This window comes from Archangium sp., from assembly GCF_057119385.1.
Genome location: NZ_DBNGVP010000102.1, coordinates 69,251 through 86,599 on the forward strand (window position 1 = coordinate 69,251; position 17,349 = coordinate 86,599).

Genomic DNA, 17,349 nt, shown 5'->3' on the forward strand with positions numbered 1-17,349 from the left:
CCCTTCGTGTACCGACGACACCAATATGGTGTCAGAACAACACTAAGTCAAGTCGACGTGGAGCGATTCGAGGCGGGCGACCAGGTACGGGAAGGTGTCAGGTCATCCGCGAAGGGGGGGATGAGCAGGTTGACCTCCGCGGCAGGTGTGCTGTCGACGAGTGACAACCGTCGCTCCCTCAGTGCTCGTGCTACCGTTCAGGGCAATGAAGGCATTGGCACTGCCCGAGTTCATGTTGGAGCGAAGGCCAGATGACATCCTGTGGGATGTCGTCGAGCAGCATCTGGAAGAGACCACATTCTTCTGGAGCCAATGGGAACGAGGCCTGGTTGCTCCTGACTACTCACTCACGGAGCTCGCCGAGAGAGTCGAGGAGAGGCTGCACGCCCACCTGCAAGGTCTCATCTTCGGTGGGAGACCCGTGGCGGAGAGACTCCTGCGCCCTGTTCTCGAACTGCCGGAAGACGAACTCGATCCACCGCAACTGACAGCCGCAGCCCTTGCGCTCCTGGAGGGCTGGGACGACACGCAAGCCGAGGCAGTCGTGGCCCGCTTCCAGGAATGCGGGGCGGCTCAGCGCGCCGCCATCCAGCGGGCCTTGGAACGGGCCACGCGCGAGAACATCATCACCCGTCTGGTGCCTCTGCTTGGAAGAGCCGAGCCAGACCTCCAGGCGGCCGTGCTCGAAATCGTGGCCTTCCGAGGAGAGAAGCCGGGCTTCGGTCTCGAGCACCTTCTCACCAGCGAGGAGCCACGGCTGGTGGCGGGAGCACTGCGTATCGCGCGCACCCAGCCAGCCCGTACTCTGAAACCGGAGTTCCTGCGCCGCCCGCTCCTCTGGCCTGAAACACGAGACCTCGCCCTCGAGGTGGCCGTCATCCATGGCGACCAACGAGCATGGCCGCTCTGTCGGGAGCTCGTGGCCACGCGTCGACCCGAGAGCAGGACCGCCATGGTCTTGCTGGCCATGCATGGAGGCAGGAGCGAGCTCGAGCTGCTCCTGGACTGTCTCGCGATACCGGAGCAGCGGAGAGATGCCCTGTGGGCACTTGGATTCAGCGGACACCTCGAGGCCGTCGCCGCCTGCCTGGAGCTCTTGAACGATACAGAATGCCGCCGGCTGGCCGGCGAGGCCTTCTCAGCCATCACCGGACTCGAACTGACGGAGCAGTTCGCCCGCGAGGAACAGGAGGAGCCGCGAGAAGAGCCCATCCCCTTGGAAGAGGAGAGACTCGATGAGGACCTCCTGCCTGCCCCGGAGGCAGCGATTCCTCTGCCGGAACCCGAAGCGATACGAGCCTGGTGGAAGGACGCACGGCGCGACTTCAGCCCCGGCACACGCTACCTGTACGGAAGCCCCTTGGACCGGGAGAGCCTCTTGAATGCCCTGGAGACGGCCCCCATGCGCAGACGGCACGTCCTGGCCTTGCGACTCGCCATCGAGAGCCGGGGAGAACTGCAGCTCAACACCCTGGCCAGTACGTCCAGGCAACTCCAGCAACTGGCACGAGCGCGGGGGAGGCACGTGTGAGGCTCGACAACCTGACCTCGCTTCAAGCGGGGGTGTCCATCGCCACGGACAAACACGGCTACGAGCACGTGCTCGTCGTCGCGAAGGGCACGTTCGACCTGCGCGATGACGGAACCTGCGCTCTCGCCCAGCGGCAGCAGCCCTTGGTGAAGGCCGACGAGTACCACGGCGAGCCGGGCCTGAGCAGCGTACGGATGGAGTGCGACTTCTCACTCCGAAAGCCGCGCACGGACGTGCTCCTCCTCGGCCATGCGCACGCGCCCCAGGGCAAGCCAGTGACCTCGATGACGGTGGGAATGCGGGTGGGATCCCTCCGCAAAGCCCTCCAGGTCTTTGGAAACAGGGTCTGGGAGAGGAACCTGCTCGGAGGGCTCCGCCCTTGCGCACCAGAGCCTTTCCTGAAGATTCCCCTGCTCTATGAGAGGGCTTTCGGAGGCATCGACCGCAGCCATCCGGATGAGCGCCAGCACGCCTTCGAAAACGCCAACCTCCTGGGTGTGGGCTTCCATTCCCGAAGCCACGGAGGCATCTCGGGATCCGCGCTCCCCAATCTGGAGGACCCGGCTCAGCTCATCTCCCATCCCACGGACAAACCGCGGCCCATGGGGCTGGGCTTCATCAGCCGCAACTGGGAACCCAGGCGTTCGTACGCTGGGACCTACGACCAGAAGTGGTTGGATACGCGTTATCCGTTCCTGCCCCTCGACTTCGACGATCGCTACTTCCAGGGAGCGCCCGAGGACCAGACCTGTCCCTACCTGCGGGGAGGGGAACAGGTGGTCCTGGCGGGAGTGACACCCGAAGGGCGGCTCCAGTTCTCGCTCCCGGAGATGACCGTGCCCATCACACTCCACTACCGGTCGGGCGCCCAGGAAGTGCCGAGCATCATCGATACCGTCGTCCTCCTTCCGGACGAGCGGCGCTGCCTTCTCGTCTGGCGGTCCACCACGCGGCTGAAGGGCAAGCCGACCCACCTCTTCGAAGTCCAGGTGGGCACGACTCCCGGCAGACAGCGAGCGAAACAGACCGGGAAGCGCTACATCCGCTGGTCTGGAGACGCGCCATGAGCACCCTGGACACATCGGCCCCCGGAGCCAGGCTGGTGGTTCAGGGCATCGGCATGGTCTGCCCCGTGGGATTGGATGTTGCCGCGGCCAGCGCGGCCGTGCGGGCTCGCATGCCTCGGTTCAACACGCTGCCCTTCCATGACCAGAGGAACCAGCCCATCACCGGCGCCTCCGTCCCGGAAATCGTGCGCACACACCAGGGCTATCGACGGATGGTCCCCCTGCTCGTGCGAGCCATTGGCGAATGTATCACCAGGCGCGAGCGCGCCGGTGAAGCGGTCCCACGGTCCGTGACGCTGTTACTCGCTATCGGGGGGCCGGCCAGGCCGGACCATCCGCTGGACATGGAAGAGCGGCTCATGCGCGAGCTCCAGGAGCGGCTTGGCTTTCCCCTCTCCCGCTCGTCACGCGTCTTCGCCCAGGGTCCTTCTGGCTGTTTGCGCGCGCTCGAGCATGCGGTCCAACTGCTGGCACGTCGTGAGTGCGACGGCTGCATCGTCGCGGCGGCCGACTCACTGGTGGGCTCGCGAGCGCTGTCGTGGCTCGAGCAACAGGACAGGCTGAAGACGGAGACCAACTCGGACGGGGTGATTCCGTCAGAGGCCGCGGCTGCGCTATGGGTGGCGCGCCCGGGACACTCCCTCCACTCGCTGCTCGATATCCAGGGACTGGGCTTCGCCGAGGAGCCCTCCGCGAAGCAGGAGGACGCGCCAAAACTGGCTGAGGGACTCGCCCAGGCCATCCGCCACGCGCTGGTGGACGCACGCAGGACGCTCCGGGACGTGGACTTCCGCGTGGGAAGCGTGACGGGTGAACGTGAGGCCTTCATGGAAGCATCCACCGCGTTCGCTCGCCTCATGCGCGAGCCACGGCCCACCTTCCCTCTGTGGCTACCCGCCGAGATTCTCGGTGATGTGGGCGCTGCCCTGCCGGCCTGCATGCTGTGCATCACCGCGTTCAGCATGGCGCATGGGTATGCGCCAGGACGTACCGCCCTCCTGTTCGTCTCGTCGCCAGGGCCCGAGCGCACGGCTTGCGTCGTCGCCACTCCCCAGAAAGGAGCCTGATGATGGGAAACAACGTCTTCGCCAACGGCCGCTCCATCTCGTGCAAGGCGGGCTCAGGAGCAGTCACCGCCGCCTTCCCAGACGTGTGCCTGTCGCCTCCCGGACCACCGGCGGGCCCCGTGCCCCTTCCCTATCCCCTCTCGTCCGCCTCCTCGGACATGACCGGGGGCAGCAAGAAGGTGGAGATCTCCGGGAAGGAGGTCATGCTCCGGGACAAGTCCTACTTCAAGAAGTGCTCGGGAGACGAGGCGGCCACGAAGTCCTTCGGTCAGGGCGTCATCACGCACCAGCTCTCCGGCAAGGTGTACTTCGCCTCCTGGTCCATGGATGTCCTGTTCGAGGGGCAGAACGTCGTCCGCCACCTCGACATGACGACCTCGAACCATGCGAGCCAGCCTGGCAACGAGTCCGTGCCCATGGTCCAGGTGGAGTCGATGACGGTGGCCTCACAAGGACAGGCCAACTGCCCCGAGGTGCTCACCCGATTTCCCGTGGAGACCTACGGGGAGCAGAAGAAGAAGTCGGAGGGCGTGTACAAGGGAGCGCAATCGCACCATGTCATCATGAATGCGCACTTCCAAAAACCCCGTGGTGTGACGGTGGTCAACTGCCCCGGCTACACAGAGGACGCCGCGCCCTGCATTCCCCTGGATGATGGCACCGACCCAAGCACCGCTCACGGCCGGGTCTCACGGATGCAGAAGGAGCGGATGCGCTTCTACCGGCAGCGCTACAAGCAGCACGGAACTAACGTCTCCTATGCGGAGGCACGTCAGGACTCCATGGCTCAGCTGACCGAGCCTTCCCCCGGGCCTGGCCTGACGCGCGAGGAAGCGGAGTGCATTCTCATCGAGGTGGACAAGAAGTTCGTTCAAATGTGCGGAGGAACAGGAGACCTCGTTCTCCGTCCGCCTGGGCCCTCGGGCTGGAAGCCCCCGGCCATCCCTGACACCGTACCAGGAGAGGGTGGAGCCCTCTGATTCAGGAATCAGGACGGCCCGCCGCGAAGGAGCGAACACATGAGCAACCAACCAGATCATCAAACGAGTCTCATCAGCATCGTGGGTACCCATCCAAGGGATCTCCAACTGCTGGCGAATCTGGCCCCGCCAGTGGATGACCCTGAATCCATCTTCTCCGTTGTCGGCTCACTGCAGCATGAGACGCCAGTGACCTGGACGAAGATGTACGAGGCCGAGGCGTGGGTGACCTCCATGATTCGCTCGCCCACGGGCCGACTGTATGCGGTGGACATGGAGGGACAGCTTCACTCCACGGATACGGCGGGCAAGTGGACGACGCGGGACCTGGGCTGCCCTGATGGGCTGATCGACCTATGGGTCGCCTCGGACGACGAACTGTTCGCGGCCGGAGACCAGGGAGATCGCGTTCATTTCTCCAAGGGCAAGGTGGAGTTGGTTCGAGATCCCACGAACCGCCGCCTGAACGCGGTCCATGGATGCGCTCCCAACGACGTCTACATGGTTGGCGACAAGGGAGCCATCTTCCAGTACCGGGACGGGCAGTGGGCGGAGATGGAGCCTCCGACCAACTACAACCTGCTCACGGTGCTCTGCATATCCCAGCAGGAGATCTACGTAGCGGGTGCGCGAGGCATGCTCTTCCGAGGTTCTGGTAACGACTGGGAGCAGCTCAAGGCACCAGATATCAACATCAGCAGCCTCGCCTGGTACCGGGGTGCGCTCCATGCCGCTGGAGGAAAGGATGGCGTCTTCCGACTCGAACCGCACGGCCTCGAGCAGGTGAAGAACCTGACCCTGTATCGCTTGCGCACGATTGGAGACCACCTCTTCGGTCTGGGAGGCCGGCTCGTCGCCCGCTTCGATGGCACGGGCTGGTGGGGTGGGCCGTTGAATCTGTAGCTGCATCGGCGACAGGGCCTCTCCCTGGCCTGGCTATCGGCCTCACGTCATGCGCAGGGCGGTGATGTCCTGGCGGCGGACGACGGTGAGTCCGTGCCGGGTGAGGAAGAGGCGGCTGTCGGCATCGACGAAGGGCTCGGTGTCGGGGAACTCGCGAACCACGTCGAGCCGGCCCTGACGCAGCTCCACGCGGACGAGCCCCGCGTCGGTGGGCGCGAACAGGGCCTCGCCCGAGGCGCACTTGCCTCGCACCGAGCCGAGCCACGAGCCATCCCCCGCCTCGCCCTTCGCGCTGGCCTTCACGGTGCCATCCGCGCCCACCACGACGCAGTGATTCACCGTCCGGCCGCCCGTCTCCTCGGCGAGGAAGAGCCAGCAATTCGTCCCATCGAACACGGCCTCCGCGTCCACCAGCCGGCCCGAGGGCCACGGCAACGTCAATCCATCCCGGAGTCCCGGACGCTCGGCATCGAAGACGAACGCGCCACGCAGCGAGCCCGCGCGGTGGAAGCCGAGCCCGAACCGCGGCCCCACGAACAGGCGTGTCTGTCCATCGAGCACCTCGCCGAGCCGCTCGGGACCGAAGTCTCCATCACGCCACAGGGCACCAGCGTGGGCCCAGTAACGGTGACGCGCATTGGCCGCGAAGGCCGGGCGCTGCTCGGGAGCATCCACGCCGAGCCGCTCGGGGCGCTGGCCCGGAGCGAGCACCGCGAACTCTCCGCCCTTCCCCACCAGCGTGACGGCGCCCTGCAGCGCCCAATGCAGAGAGGGATCCAATCCGCCCTGGAGCACGGCCGAGCCCTCCTCGCGCCGGTACGCTCCGTTCGCGTGGAAGAGCCAGCGCAGCGTGCCGTCCTCGACGCAGGCGTGGAGGATGACCCCCTCGGTGGTGAAGAGGCGGGTGGCCACCACCTGGCCGCGCACGGTGGTGACGGGCGTGGTGGTCAGGGTCGCGCTCGGGCGGCACGTGGGGCACGAGGCCCGCGCGTGCTCCACTCCGCACGACGCGCAGACGGTGAAGCGCAGCGAGTCCAGCAGCGGCAGCGGAAACGGCCCGCGAAGGTCCTCGACGAACACCCGGTGCAGGCAGTGCAGCAGGTCATCCGGGAGCACACCGAAGGGCGTGGCCGGCTTGGGGTACTGGACGTCCGGGTGGAAGACGGTGATGCGCTGGAGGACGCGAGCGGTGGGCGTGGCCTTGGGCGTGGGAGGCTTCGGGCGGTGGATGCCGCCATGGGGCCCCACACACAACAGGCTCTGCATCAGCGCGACGATGAAGGCATACCAGTCACTGTCCGGGGACGCCGGGCGCGAGGGCATCAATCCCTGCGTCGAGCCCCCCAGGCGCAGCGGGTCCAGGAACTTCTCGGTGAAGACGGGAGAGAGATAGCGCCCGAACTGGAAGCTGTCCGCGTCGATGAGCCAGGCGTCGTTGCCGGTGACGAGGATGTTGAGGTCGTTGAAGTCACCCACCACCACGCCGCTGCCGTGGAGCGCGGAGAGCGTGTGGTGCAGGCCGCGGAAGAGCTCGGCGACGCGAGCGGACGGCACACCGGCGCGGCGGAAGGCCGGGTCCCCGAAGCGGCGCAGGGGCTCGGCGCCCTCGAGCTTGCGCATGGCGTAGCCGAGCAGCGTCTTGCCCTGCTTGTCGGTGGCGAGCGTCTCGGGAGACACCACCCGCGCGGGCAGGGGCCGGGGAAAGGCGGGCAGCTTGTGCTGGTGCTCGGCGATGCGGGACCGTGCGGCGGCCTGCTCCTGGGGGAGGTTGTCGTAATCGGGGTGCTCGGGAGGCTTGAAGAGCTTGAGGACACGCCCGTCCCCCAGGTCGAAGACATCCGCCTCGCCTCCCTTGCCGAGCGCCTTCCTCGGGTCCAACCGGAGCCTCTTGCCCTCGAGATAGACGTCCATGGCGTCAGGCCCTCCCCTGCCGGCGGCGCAGGACGACGAGCGTGGTGTCATCGGAGAGCAGTCCGGGCACGCGCTCGAGTCTGCGAGCGGGGAAGTCGGCGCGGACGGACTCGCGGTTGAGCAGCGCGAGGCGGCGGCGCAGCGCGTCCGGGTTGGAGAAGTACCGGCCGTCACTCCAGAACTGCGAGAGCGGGCCCACGGGCTCCTCGCGCTCGGGCACCCGCGCCTCGGCGAGGCCCACGAGGTCCGACACCCCATCCGTGCCGAGCAGCAACGAGTCCACCTCGGCGGTGGGCCGCAACGTGTTGGCCTTCAACGACACGGCCCCCGGCTTCAGCAGCCCATAGGCGAGGTACGGCGGCGCGTTGTTGGGAAAGGGCCCGAGCCGGTGCACGTCCCCATTGAGGGCCCAGAGCCCATCGCCCGCGGAGAAGACGAGCGTGTGCTCCGGGGTGACGACGGCGCCCACGACGGTGAAGAGGAGCGCCTCGCCGATGGCCCGCTCACCCAGCTCTCCGGAGATGGCCTGGAGGAAGCACAGCACGTCCGCACCCAGGCGCTGGAGGAACTCGGGGGACTCGACGGGCACCTGCCTGCCCAGCAGCGAGAGCGCTCCCTCCACGACCCGGCGGGCCCCCAACTGCGCGCCCAGCTCGCTCTGCGCCCCACTGCCGCACCCGTCCGTGACGACCGCGGCCAGGCCGTGCTCGCTCGCCCGGGCCCAGAAGGCGTCCTGGTTGTTGCGTCCGGCTCGGGCGTGCTCCCGGCCCTGCACGGTGGCGGCGGCGAGCTCGAAGGACAGCGCGGACATGACTCTCCTCTCCCAGGTGGGCCTGGCGGACCTCGTGTTCTACGGAAACCAAGTTAGTGTCCGAAAAACACGAAGTCAACCCGATGGCCCGGGTGGGGAGGAGGACTACAGTTCGAAGTTGAAGCCGGCCTTCTCCAACTGCTTGTACTTCTTGTGATCGAATCGGTAGAGGCGCGCGGCGCGATGGGAGACGTCCTGCTCCACCTCGTCGAGCTCCTCGAGCAGGTCCATGGCGAGCAGCTTCTTGCGGAAGTTGCGCTTGTCGAGCTCGCGCTCCAGGATCTTCTCGTACAGGCGCTGCAGCTGGGTGAGGGTGAACTTGGGCGGCAGCAACTCGAAGCCGATGGGCTGGTAGCGCACCTTGCCCTTGAGGCGCTGGTGGGCCGTGGCGAGGATGTCCGCGTGGTCGAACGCCAGCTTGGGCACGTCATAGACGGAGAACCAGGCGGCCTCCCGGGCGTCGGTGGCGGCGTGCACCCGGTGGTCCGACAGCTTCACCAGCGCGAAGTAGGCCACGCTCACCACCCGGCCCCGCGGGTCCCGCTCCGGCGCGCCGAAGGTGTAGAGCTGCTCCAGCAGGTTGGGACGGATGCCGGCCTCCTCCTGCAGCTCGCGGCGCGCGGCGTCCTCGAGCGACTCGTCCATGCGGACGAAGCCTCCGGGCAGCGCCCACCGGCCCTGGAAGGGCTCCACGCCGCGCTTGATGAGCAGCACCTTCAGGTCCTCGTCGTCCAGGCCGAACACCACGCAGTCCACCGTCAACGACGGGCGCGGGTACTCGTAGGTGTAGCTCACGGGGGTTCCTTTCGTTCCGTTCTGCTCACCGCATAGTGTTGGGTGGACACTCCGTCAAGCGGCGGGGATGTACACCCTCACCCCGGCCCTCTCCCAGAGGGAGAGGGAATCTGCGTCCGGCGGAAGGTCTCCGGGCTCATCCCCCACCAGCGCTTGAAGGCCCGGTGGAACGTGGCCGGGTCTCCGTAGCCCAGCAGGAAGGACACCTCCGCGATGGACATCCTCCGCCGCAGGTAGTTCTCCGACAGCTCGCGCCGTACCGTTTCCAGGATGCCCGCGTAGCTCTGTCCCTCCTCGGCCAGCTTGCGCTGCAACGTGCGCGGCGGCAGGTGCAGCGTCCTCGCCACCGCCTCGAAGGTGAAGTCCCCTCCCGACAACGTGCGCCTCACCTGCTCGCGCACCCGCTCGGTGAGGCTCGCCGTCACCGGCAGCCGCGAGAGCTGCCGCTGCGCCTGTTTCTCGAACATCGCGTTGAGCAGCGCATCCGCGTGGACGAAGGGCAGCTCCGCGTCCGCATGGGAGTACTCGATGTCGTTGTGGGGCGCGCCGAAGACGAGCGGGCAGGCGAAGAGCTCCTCGTGCTCGCGGAGGTCCGCGGGCGCGGCGTGGACGAAGCGCACCTGGAGCGGCCGCACGTCCACCCCCGTGAAGTAGCGCATCCCCAGGGCCACCTGCACGAGCGCGACCTCGGCCATGTGCCGGTGCGCCGGCCGGTACGGACCCACGGGGGTGAAGCGCATGCGCACCCCGCGCTCGGTGTCCTCCACCCGGAAGCGCTCCCCGTCTCCCCAGACGCGCTGGTAGCGGCACCCACGCACCATGGACTCCTTCAGCGTCGCGCTCGTGAGGATGACGAGCCCGGCCGCGTCATCCGGGTCCACCTCGCTCATGCGCGCCATGTGCAGGCCCAGGTTGTCGTCCCCCGTCACCTCCACCGCCCGCTCCAGGAGGGTGTCGAGCACGGTGTAGGGGATGCGCAGCTCGGGGTCGTCCAGGTCCTCCAGGCGCAGGCCCACCTCGCGGCACAGCGCCTCGACGGGCACCTGGTGCTCGGCGGCGATGTCCAGCGCCTGCCGGACCAACCGGGAAGAGAGGGCGGCAGGAGGAGAGGAGGACGCCATCGCCCCCCGGGACGCTAGCGAGCGGCTGGCGCCCGCTGCAAGCCGTTCTGGCGCCAGCGGCCAGTGCGGAACGGCGGCCCGGGTGGCACCTTCCGCCCATGAACGAGTCCACCTCCACCGCCCTCATCCCGCGCCTGCACCTCTTCGAGCTGCTCGATCAGGACTGGTACCCGCACGCCCTGCGGGACCTGGGCACGGACTACCTCCACACCGTCAGCGAGAAGACCGGCGCCTTCGATGCCGCCACGGAGGTACTCGCCCGGGGCCTGCGCGCCTCGGAGCGCCAGGAGCTGTTGGACCTCGGCTCGGGAGGCAGCGGCCCCCTGCCCCGGCTGTGCCGCATGTTGGAGAAGGAGCAGGGCCTGAAGCCGCGCGTGGTGCTCAGCGACCTGTACCCCACCGCCAACGCCGCCGAGCGGGCGCGCGCCCATGGCGTCGACTACCTGGAGCGCTCCGTGGACGCCACGCGGGTGCCTCCGGAGCTGCGCGGCATGCGCACCCTCTTCAATGCCCTGCACCACTTCCGGCCCGAGCAGGTCCGGCAGGTGCTCGCGGACGCGCAGGAGCGCAACGTCCCCTTCGCCGCCTTCGAGGTCATCCGCCGCACGCCGATCGGCCTCCTCACCATGTTGCCGGTGCCGTTGATGGTGTGGCTCTTCACCCCCTTCATCCGCCCGCTGACGCCGCTGCGCCTGCTGCTCACCTATGTGTTGCCGGTGGCGCCGCTCGCCAGTTTCTGGGACGGGATGGTGTCCGCCCTCCGGGCCCACCGCCCCGAGGAGCTGCGCGCCATGACGGCCTCGCTCGCCCGCGAGGGCTACACCTGGGAGGTGGGCGAGGTGAAGCGGCCCGGCAAGCCCACCGTCACCTATGTGCTCGGGTTGCCCGCGGGCTCGCACTCGGGGCGGTAGCGCCCGCCCCTACTTCAGCACCAGGGAGTCCGGGCCCCGTACCTCGGTCCAGTCCTCCGTGGCGAACGCCTCCGACATGCCCCGCAGCACGGCCTCCCGGTTGAGCACCGCCTTCTTCGGGAAGTCGAACTCGATGCCCGTGATGCCGCTGCGCCAGGTGCTGAACTGGTGCCGGGGCTCGGGGACGTCCCGCTTCATGAAGAGGAAGATCTCCCAGGGCCGGCCCGGCACGCGGTAGCTGCCCTCGACGACGTCCGCGTCCTCGCCCAGGGCGGTGTCGAAGCTGAGCTCGAAGCGCCGGCCCAGGTGGGCCTCCTCGGGCTCGAGCCGGCCCGTCGGTTGGAGGCTGGACTCCAGGAACGAGGCGTAGCGGTCCAGCGCGGGGAAGTAGACGCAGTAGCCCCACTCGGTCCACTCGCCGCGCATGTACACGGCCGGATCGCACCAGATGACCGTGCCGAGCTGCCCGGTGAACTCCCTGCACCCGGGCCCCTCGGCCACCACCGAGACGACCCCGAACCGGCGGATGGCACTCCCCTTCTTCTCCAATGGCCCTCCTCAGGCCACGAGACGCTGGAGTTGCCGCCAGTCCACCAACTGCACGGACTCCTCGGCCAGGTCGAACTCCAGCGAGCGGCGCAGCCCCATGATGTCACCCCCCATCTGGAAGGGCACGTCGCGATCGAAGTCCATGCGCAGGCGCTCGACGAAGAAGTCGTGCATCTTGGGCATGGGGTGATGGCCGCGCCACAGCCGGCGCATGTTGAGCGTGGCCTCGGTCACCCCGGCGCCATAGACGCGCACGGACAGCCGGTGCGGCACCGCCTGGGCGAAGGGGAAGGCCTTGAAGCCGAAGCCCCACTCGGTGGTGGTGGCCGCTCCGGCGACGCCCACGGGGCCCTCGTAGAGCAGCGCGCCCGTCTCGCCGTGGGGCAGGGGCACCACGAGGCCGTGCTCGTCCACGGTGAGCGCCGGGGCGCCCAGGTTGTACACCTTCACCTGCAACTGGCCCTTGCCGAACAGGTGCCGGGGAATGGTGCGGGTGAACAGGGCGCTCATGTACCCGCGCAGGCCGGCGTTGGCCTCGCGCAGGGGCCCGGCCGGGAACGTGGACAGGTGGTCCTTGAAGTCCTGCAGCGCCTCCGAGTCCCAGCCCGTGCCGGCGAAGGGCGCCACCCGGTTCTCCAGCCGCACCAGCGAGAAGGGGCGCAGGGGAGGCAGGCGCTCGCCACAGGCGGCCAGCTGGCGCAGGGCCACGGCGGGCCTGGGCGCTCCGGTGACGCGGGCCCACGCATTGCCCGTGCCCAGCGGCAGCACCCCGATGGCCGGCAGCGCCACGCCCTGCAGGCGCAGCTCGTTGAGCAGCCCGGTGATGGTGCCGTCACCGCCTCCGGCCAGCAGCAGCGTGGGCGGGTTGGGCCGCAGCTGCTCGGAAATCCACGTCCGCGCCTCCTCCAGCGAGCGGGTGAGGGCCAGGCGGGCCCGGGGGAAGAAGCGCTGCACCATGCCGCCGATCCTCTCGGAGCCCCGGCGTGCGCGCAGATTGACCATCACGGCGATGTTCATGGCGGTGTCACTCTCCCCAAGCCATGTCATGGTTTCGTCATGGCGGCTCGACCCGGCGGTCATCTTCCAGTGAAGGACACATGAGGGGTTCCCCTCACTCCCGGGGGGCGAGTGCCCTGTGCCCCCACGCTGTGGCGTGCCCGTGACGGGCGCAAGCCGGGCCGCCGGTTCCAGTGTTGGGAGCCTGAATGGCGCGGGTCCTGGCCGTCACGGCCCCGTTGGCAAGATGGAGATGACGCGGAGCGGCGCAAAGAAGCCCTGGTCCGTTCTCCCGGGGGGCGGGCGAGGTGGCTCCCGTCACGAGGACGCACCGTCCATGATCGGGACGGAACTGGGGACGCACGAGGCCGTGAGCCCTGGGGCACGGACGCGGGACACCGTGATGGGTAGGGAGCCGGAGTCCCGCCCAAAGGTGCGGAATGACTGCCTTCTGGCGCACGGTGGGTGGGTTGTGGGCGTGGCGTGACGGCTGGTATCTCGGCGGCCGGAGGCCCGGTGGCCGGCGGAACGGACCCTGCAATCGCGCCCCGACATCATGACCTTCCTCAACAACTCATATTCGATGGTGGTGCTCGCGCTGGTACTCGGCGGCGCGGCGGGAGCGGCCCCACGCCGTGTGGTGGTGTCCAGCGGCGACTGCAGGGACGCGGAGCTCAGTGGCCACACCAAGGCGTTCTACGACCGGCTGGTGTCGCGTCCCGGGGAGAACGTGCTGGGCGCGGCGGAGTTCGCCGAGCGGCTGTTCCCCCAGCCCTCCGGCAGCTTCGAGGACATCAAACGGCAGCTCGAGGCGGCGCAGGGCCAGTTCTACGAGGCGCGTCATGCCAAGGCGGCGCAGGCCATCGACGAGGTGCTCCGGCAGGTGACGCGCCTGCCGCCGGGCGAGGGCCGCTGGAAGCTGTACGTGGACACGCAGCTGCTGCTGGCGATGAACCAGCGCGCGCTGGGCAAGGTGAAGGAGAGCGACGACGCGTTCCGCAACGTGCTGCGGCTGGAGCCGGAGTACGCGTTGGACCCGGACTACTACACGCCGTCCACGCGGCAGGCCTTCGACAAGCTGCGCCGCGAGCTGGCGCGGGGCCGGAAGGTGAAGCTCTCGGTGAAGTCCAACCTGTCGCCCTCGGAGGTGTTCCTGGATGGCCGGAGCGTGGGGCAGACGCCGCTGGTGCTGGAGGTGCCCGCGGGCACGTATGACTTGAGCGTGAAGAAGGGCGAGGCGCTCAGCTTCCCGCGCCAGTTGCCGGTGCAGGGCGTGGAGACGCCGGTGCTGGTGGACCTGGCGTACGAAGGCGCGGTCTCGGCCAGTCCCTTCCCGTGCCTCGCGTCGGATGGAGAGGGAGAGACGGAGCTGTCCCACGCGGTGCGCCTGGGCGGCACGCTGGGCGTGGAGGAGGTCATCGTGGTGCGGCTCGAGGGGGCGAGCAGCGGGCCGAAGTGGCTCGCCGCCACGGTGCTCAACGTGGAGGGAGGCCAGAAGCTGCGCGAGGGAGGCGTCAAGGCGCAGGGGCTCGACGCGCCGTCCGAGTCGCTCTCCGCGCTGGTGGACTTCGTCACCACGGGGAAGGATCAGCCGAGCCTCGTGGTCGCGACGCCCAACCACCAGCCGCCGTGGGAGCAGCCCTCGGTGGAGATGCTGACTCCGGAGGTGACGGCGAAGTCCGGTGGCTCGGTGCGGCCGCTGCGCGTGCTGTCCTACGTGACGCTGGGCGCGGGCGTGGCGGCGCTGGCGGGCGCGGGCTACATGCGGCTGTCCCTGGAGCCCGAGTGGCAGGAGCTGACGAATCCGGCGAACGGGCACCTGGTGGACGGGAAGCTCGACGGCAACGACACCCGGGGCGTGCAGTTGCTGCGCAACGTGGCGCGGAAGCACGACACCATGGTGGGGCTGCTCGTCGGCTCGGGCGCGGCGGTGGTGACGGGGGCCGTGCTCTTCTTCCTCTCCCCCAACGAGGCGCCTCCGCCGGTATCGGTGGGCGTCACGGCGGGCCCGGACGGCGCGGGCGCCACGCTATCCGGAACGTTCTGACCCACCAGGACTCGGAGTGAAATTCAGTTCTTGACCCGCTCTCCTGATTATTCCAGTTTCTCCGGTTGAACCCCCTACAAGGAGAGTCGGGATGAAGAAGCTGACGCTGATCGCCGGAGTGCTGACGCTGGTGCTGGTGGGCTGTGGCCCCGTCGAGAGCGAGACGGCGGACACGGGCGCGGAGCAGACGGGCACGGCCACGGCCGCGCTGACCACGTATCCCGAGTGTTGCTCCGCCATCCCCAACTCCGGGTACACGGAGGCGTTCTGCGACTCGGTGGCGTACTCGCCGGGGCGCTGCAACCAGGTGTGGAGCGGGACGGCGTGCGCGTGGAACAACACCAACTGCCCGGTGACGTGCTGCCAGCCCAAGAGCGGCAGCACCGTGTCCTGGAACTACTGCAACAGCTACGCGATCTCCGCCGACCGCTGCAACGCGGTCAACGGCGGCACCACCTGCGCCTGGACCTGCTGAGCACCGCGCCCGCTCCGGTTCCACGGGCTTGGGAGGCGCACCGCCTCTGGTACGTTCCCGCGGCATGAACGTCCTCCTGGCCCTGCTGTTGGCCGCGAGCGCCACGAGCGCTCCGGCCCCCCGCACCTTCCGCGTCGACTACTTCCACACCGGCAACGCCACCGAGGAGCGCTTCAGCCTCGACCGGCTCGTGGTGGAGCCGCTGCCCTGGCCCGGCCACCCGGCTCGCGGCGTGGATGAGACCAACCTCGGCAAGTACCTCTTCGAGGTGCGCGATCGCGCCACCAACCGGCTGCTGTACTCGCGCGGCTTCGCCTCCATCTACGGCGAGTGGGAGCAGACGCCCGAGGCCCGCGAGGTGAACCGCACCTTCCACGAGTCCCTGCGCTTCCCCACCCCCGAGAAGCCCGTGCAGGTGATTCTCAAGAAGCGCGCGAAGGACAACTCCTTCCGCGAGCTGTGGAGCTTCACCGTGGACCCGAAGGACATGTTCGTCGACCCGGCCCCGCCCGCCTCGCCCGGCACGCTGCTGAAGCTGGTGGACAACGGCCCGTCCGCGGACAAGGTGGACTTCCTCATCCTCGGCGATGGCTACACCGAGAAGGAGCGCGCCAAGTTCGAGAAGGACGCCCGGCGCCTGGTGGAGTTCCTCTTCGGCTTCTCGCCCTTCAAGGAGCGCAAGCAGGACTTCAACGTGTGGGGCCTCATGCCCGCCGCCCGCGAGTCCGGCATCTCGCGCCCCTCCACCGGCATCCACCGCGACTCGCCCGTGGGCTCCACCTATGACGCCTTCGGCAGCGAGCGCTACGTCCTCACCTTCGAGAACCGCCGCTTCCGAGACATCGCCGCCTTCGCGCCCTACGAGTTCGTGGAAATCCTCGTCAACGGCAACACCTACGGCGGCGGAGGCATCTTCGGCCTCTACAGCACCGTGGCCGCCGACAGCCTCTGGGCCCCCTACGTCTTCGTCCACGAGCTCGGCCACCACTTCGCCGGGCTCGCCGACGAGTACTACACCTCGGACTCGGCCTACGCCCCCGCCGAGGAGCGCGTGGAGCCGTGGGAGAAGAACGTCACCGCGCTCAACGACCCCGAGCAGCTCAAGTGGAAGCACCTGATGACGTCCGGCACGCCGCTGCCCACGCCCTGGCGGAAGGACGAGTACGAGCAGCACGCGCGCGAGGTGCAGCAGCAGCGCCGCCGCATCCGCGCCGAGCGCCGCCCCGAGCCGGAGATGGACGCGCTCTTCACCTCGCAGCGCGACTGGGAGGAGAAGTTCCTCGGCCAGCAGCAGTACGCCGGCAAGGTGGGCGCCTTCGAGGGCGCCATGTACGAGGCCCGCGGCTACTACCGGCCCCAGGTGGATTGCGTGATGTTCACCCGCGACCGCGTGCCCTTCTGCTCCGTCTGCCAGCACGCCCTCACCGAGGTCATCGACCTGTACGCGGGCCCTCGCACGGGCAAGGGCCCGAAGACGGCTCCCTGAGGCAGGCCGCTCGGGTCCGTGAGCCGAGACCCCGGCGGGCAGGGCCTCCGTCCCCTGCCTGCTGCCGCCCGGGTTGTACGTCTCCAACCTGACAGGGAAAGGAGGCGGACACACCCATGGCCATGATGCAAAACATGGATACGACGGAGTCCTGGTCTGGTGAGGGCGTAGGAACGAGCGTGGAGTCCTTCCTCGCGCATATCAACCGCGAGGTTCCCGAGTACTCCCCGACGGAGGTGGCGGATGCGGTGATGAGCGCGCTCTGCGAGCGGCTCCCCGGTGGGCTGGTGCAGGAGCTCCGTGAACAGTTCCCCGAAGGCCTGCGCCGGCTCTTCGAGCGCAGCTGGAAGGAAAGGAGTGCTCCCGCTCAGAAGTTCGACAAGGACGACTTCTACCTGGACATCGCCGAGCGGCTGCAGGTGGAGCCCGAGAACGTCCGCCTCGTGCTCCACGTCTTCTTCGGCTCCCTGCATTCTCAAATCACCGAGAAGCTGGCGCAGAAGATCCGCTCGGAGATGCCTCCCAACATCGCCGGCACCTTCGACGCCGCCCGGCGCGACGCGGACCTGCCGCGCTAGTGGACTGTCCGACAAGTTTTTCAACATAGTCGAGACCACAGGGTAGGTTGGGTGGAGGAAGAGACCGGATAAGTTGGGTGGATGAGGAGACGACCGCCGCATCTCCTCCACCTTTCGCCTG

Annotated in this window: 16 protein-coding genes; 10 read left to right on the plus strand and 6 right to left on the minus strand. The window is 68.4% G+C overall.

Going from position 1 to position 17,349, the window contains the following annotated elements:
- Positions 1-160: 160 nt before the first annotated feature.
- The 5 genes from AC16DP_RS24980 to AC16DP_RS25000 are packed head-to-tail and all read left to right on the plus strand — an operon-like array spanning position 161 to position 5,548.
- Positions 161-1,531, plus strand: coding sequence for a TIGR02270 family protein (locus tag AC16DP_RS24980; protein ID WP_329730159.1), 1,371 nt, complete (start codon positions 161-163; stop codon positions 1,529-1,531).
- Positions 1,528-2,598 carry a DUF2169 family type VI secretion system accessory protein gene (locus AC16DP_RS24985; protein WP_329730160.1) on the plus strand — a complete coding sequence of 357 codons (1,071 nt, stop codon included), beginning with the start codon at positions 1,528-1,530 and terminating at the stop codon, positions 2,596-2,598. The genes AC16DP_RS24980 and AC16DP_RS24985 overlap by 4 nt, the downstream gene beginning before the upstream one ends.
- Positions 2,595-3,665: a hypothetical protein gene (locus AC16DP_RS24990; RefSeq protein ID WP_329730161.1), complete on the plus strand. Its 1,071-nt coding sequence runs from the start codon at positions 2,595-2,597 to the stop codon at positions 3,663-3,665. The genes AC16DP_RS24985 and AC16DP_RS24990 overlap by 4 nt, the downstream gene beginning before the upstream one ends.
- On the plus strand, positions 3,665-4,645 hold the full coding sequence (locus tag AC16DP_RS24995) for a DUF4150 domain-containing protein (protein WP_329730162.1): 981 nt from the start codon (positions 3,665-3,667) through the stop codon (positions 4,643-4,645). Before AC16DP_RS24990 ends, AC16DP_RS24995 begins: the two co-directional genes overlap by 1 nt.
- 39 nt (positions 4,646-4,684) lie before the next feature.
- Positions 4,685-5,548, plus strand: coding sequence for a WD40/YVTN/BNR-like repeat-containing protein (locus tag AC16DP_RS25000; protein WP_329730163.1), 864 nt, complete (start codon positions 4,685-4,687; stop codon positions 5,546-5,548).
- 42 nt (positions 5,549-5,590) lie between these two features.
- Here the strand turns inward: AC16DP_RS25000 and AC16DP_RS25005 are convergent, their stop codons facing one another.
- From AC16DP_RS25005 to AC16DP_RS25020, 4 genes are all read right to left on the minus strand, one after another.
- On the minus strand, positions 5,591-7,459 hold the full coding sequence (locus AC16DP_RS25005) for a hypothetical protein (RefSeq protein WP_329730164.1): 1,869 nt from the start codon (positions 7,457-7,459) through the stop codon (positions 5,591-5,593).
- 4 nt (positions 7,460-7,463) lie between these two features.
- Entirely contained in the window at positions 7,464-8,270 is an 807-nt protein-coding gene (locus AC16DP_RS25010; protein ID WP_329730165.1) for a protein phosphatase 2C domain-containing protein, read from the minus strand.
- A gap of 105 nt (positions 8,271-8,375) precedes the next feature.
- Complete coding sequence (locus AC16DP_RS25015; protein ID WP_329730166.1) at positions 8,376-9,065, minus strand: NUDIX hydrolase; 690 nt, start codon at positions 9,063-9,065, stop codon at positions 8,376-8,378.
- Between the two features lie 77 nt (positions 9,066-9,142).
- Positions 9,143-10,186 carry an AraC family transcriptional regulator gene (locus tag AC16DP_RS25020; RefSeq protein ID WP_329730167.1) on the minus strand — a complete coding sequence of 348 codons (1,044 nt, stop codon included), beginning with the start codon at positions 10,184-10,186 and terminating at the stop codon, positions 9,143-9,145.
- 98 nt (positions 10,187-10,284) lie between these two features.
- Here AC16DP_RS25020 and AC16DP_RS25025 point away from each other — a divergent pair, with 98 nt between their 5' ends.
- On the plus strand, positions 10,285-11,097 hold the full coding sequence (locus AC16DP_RS25025) for a class I SAM-dependent methyltransferase (protein WP_329730168.1): 813 nt from the start codon (positions 10,285-10,287) through the stop codon (positions 11,095-11,097).
- A gap of 9 nt (positions 11,098-11,106) precedes the next feature.
- On the opposite strand, the gene AC16DP_RS25030 is transcribed toward AC16DP_RS25025, so the two are convergent.
- Together AC16DP_RS25030 and AC16DP_RS25035 are read right to left on the minus strand one after the other, a co-directional pair.
- Entirely contained in the window at positions 11,107-11,646 is a 540-nt protein-coding gene (locus AC16DP_RS25030; RefSeq protein ID WP_329730169.1) for a hypothetical protein, read from the minus strand.
- Positions 11,647-11,655: 9 nt separating this feature from the next.
- Positions 11,656-12,663 carry a diacylglycerol/lipid kinase family protein gene (locus AC16DP_RS25035; protein ID WP_329730170.1) on the minus strand — a complete coding sequence of 336 codons (1,008 nt, stop codon included), beginning with the start codon at positions 12,661-12,663 and terminating at the stop codon, positions 11,656-11,658.
- Positions 12,664-13,198: 535 nt separating this feature from the next.
- On the opposite strand from AC16DP_RS25035, the gene AC16DP_RS25040 reads away from it, so the two are divergent.
- The 4 genes from AC16DP_RS25040 (at position 13,199) to AC16DP_RS25055 (ending at position 17,228) form a co-directional block, all read left to right on the plus strand.
- Positions 13,199-14,689, plus strand: coding sequence for a PEGA domain-containing protein (locus AC16DP_RS25040; RefSeq protein WP_329730171.1), 1,491 nt, complete (start codon positions 13,199-13,201; stop codon positions 14,687-14,689).
- A 91-nt stretch (positions 14,690-14,780) separates the two neighbouring features.
- Positions 14,781-15,164 carry a hypothetical protein gene (locus tag AC16DP_RS25045; RefSeq protein ID WP_329730172.1) on the plus strand — a complete coding sequence of 128 codons (384 nt, stop codon included), beginning with the start codon at positions 14,781-14,783 and terminating at the stop codon, positions 15,162-15,164.
- 64 nt (positions 15,165-15,228) lie between these two features.
- The gene (locus AC16DP_RS25050; protein ID WP_329730173.1) at positions 15,229-16,650 is read left to right on the plus strand and encodes an IgA Peptidase M64; all 1,422 of its coding nucleotides are present in this window, start codon (positions 15,229-15,231) and stop codon (positions 16,648-16,650) included.
- 116 nt (positions 16,651-16,766) lie between these two features.
- The gene (locus tag AC16DP_RS25055; protein ID WP_329730174.1) at positions 16,767-17,228 is read left to right on the plus strand and encodes a DUF2267 domain-containing protein; all 462 of its coding nucleotides are present in this window, start codon (positions 16,767-16,769) and stop codon (positions 17,226-17,228) included.
- Positions 17,229-17,349 lie beyond the last annotated feature (121 nt).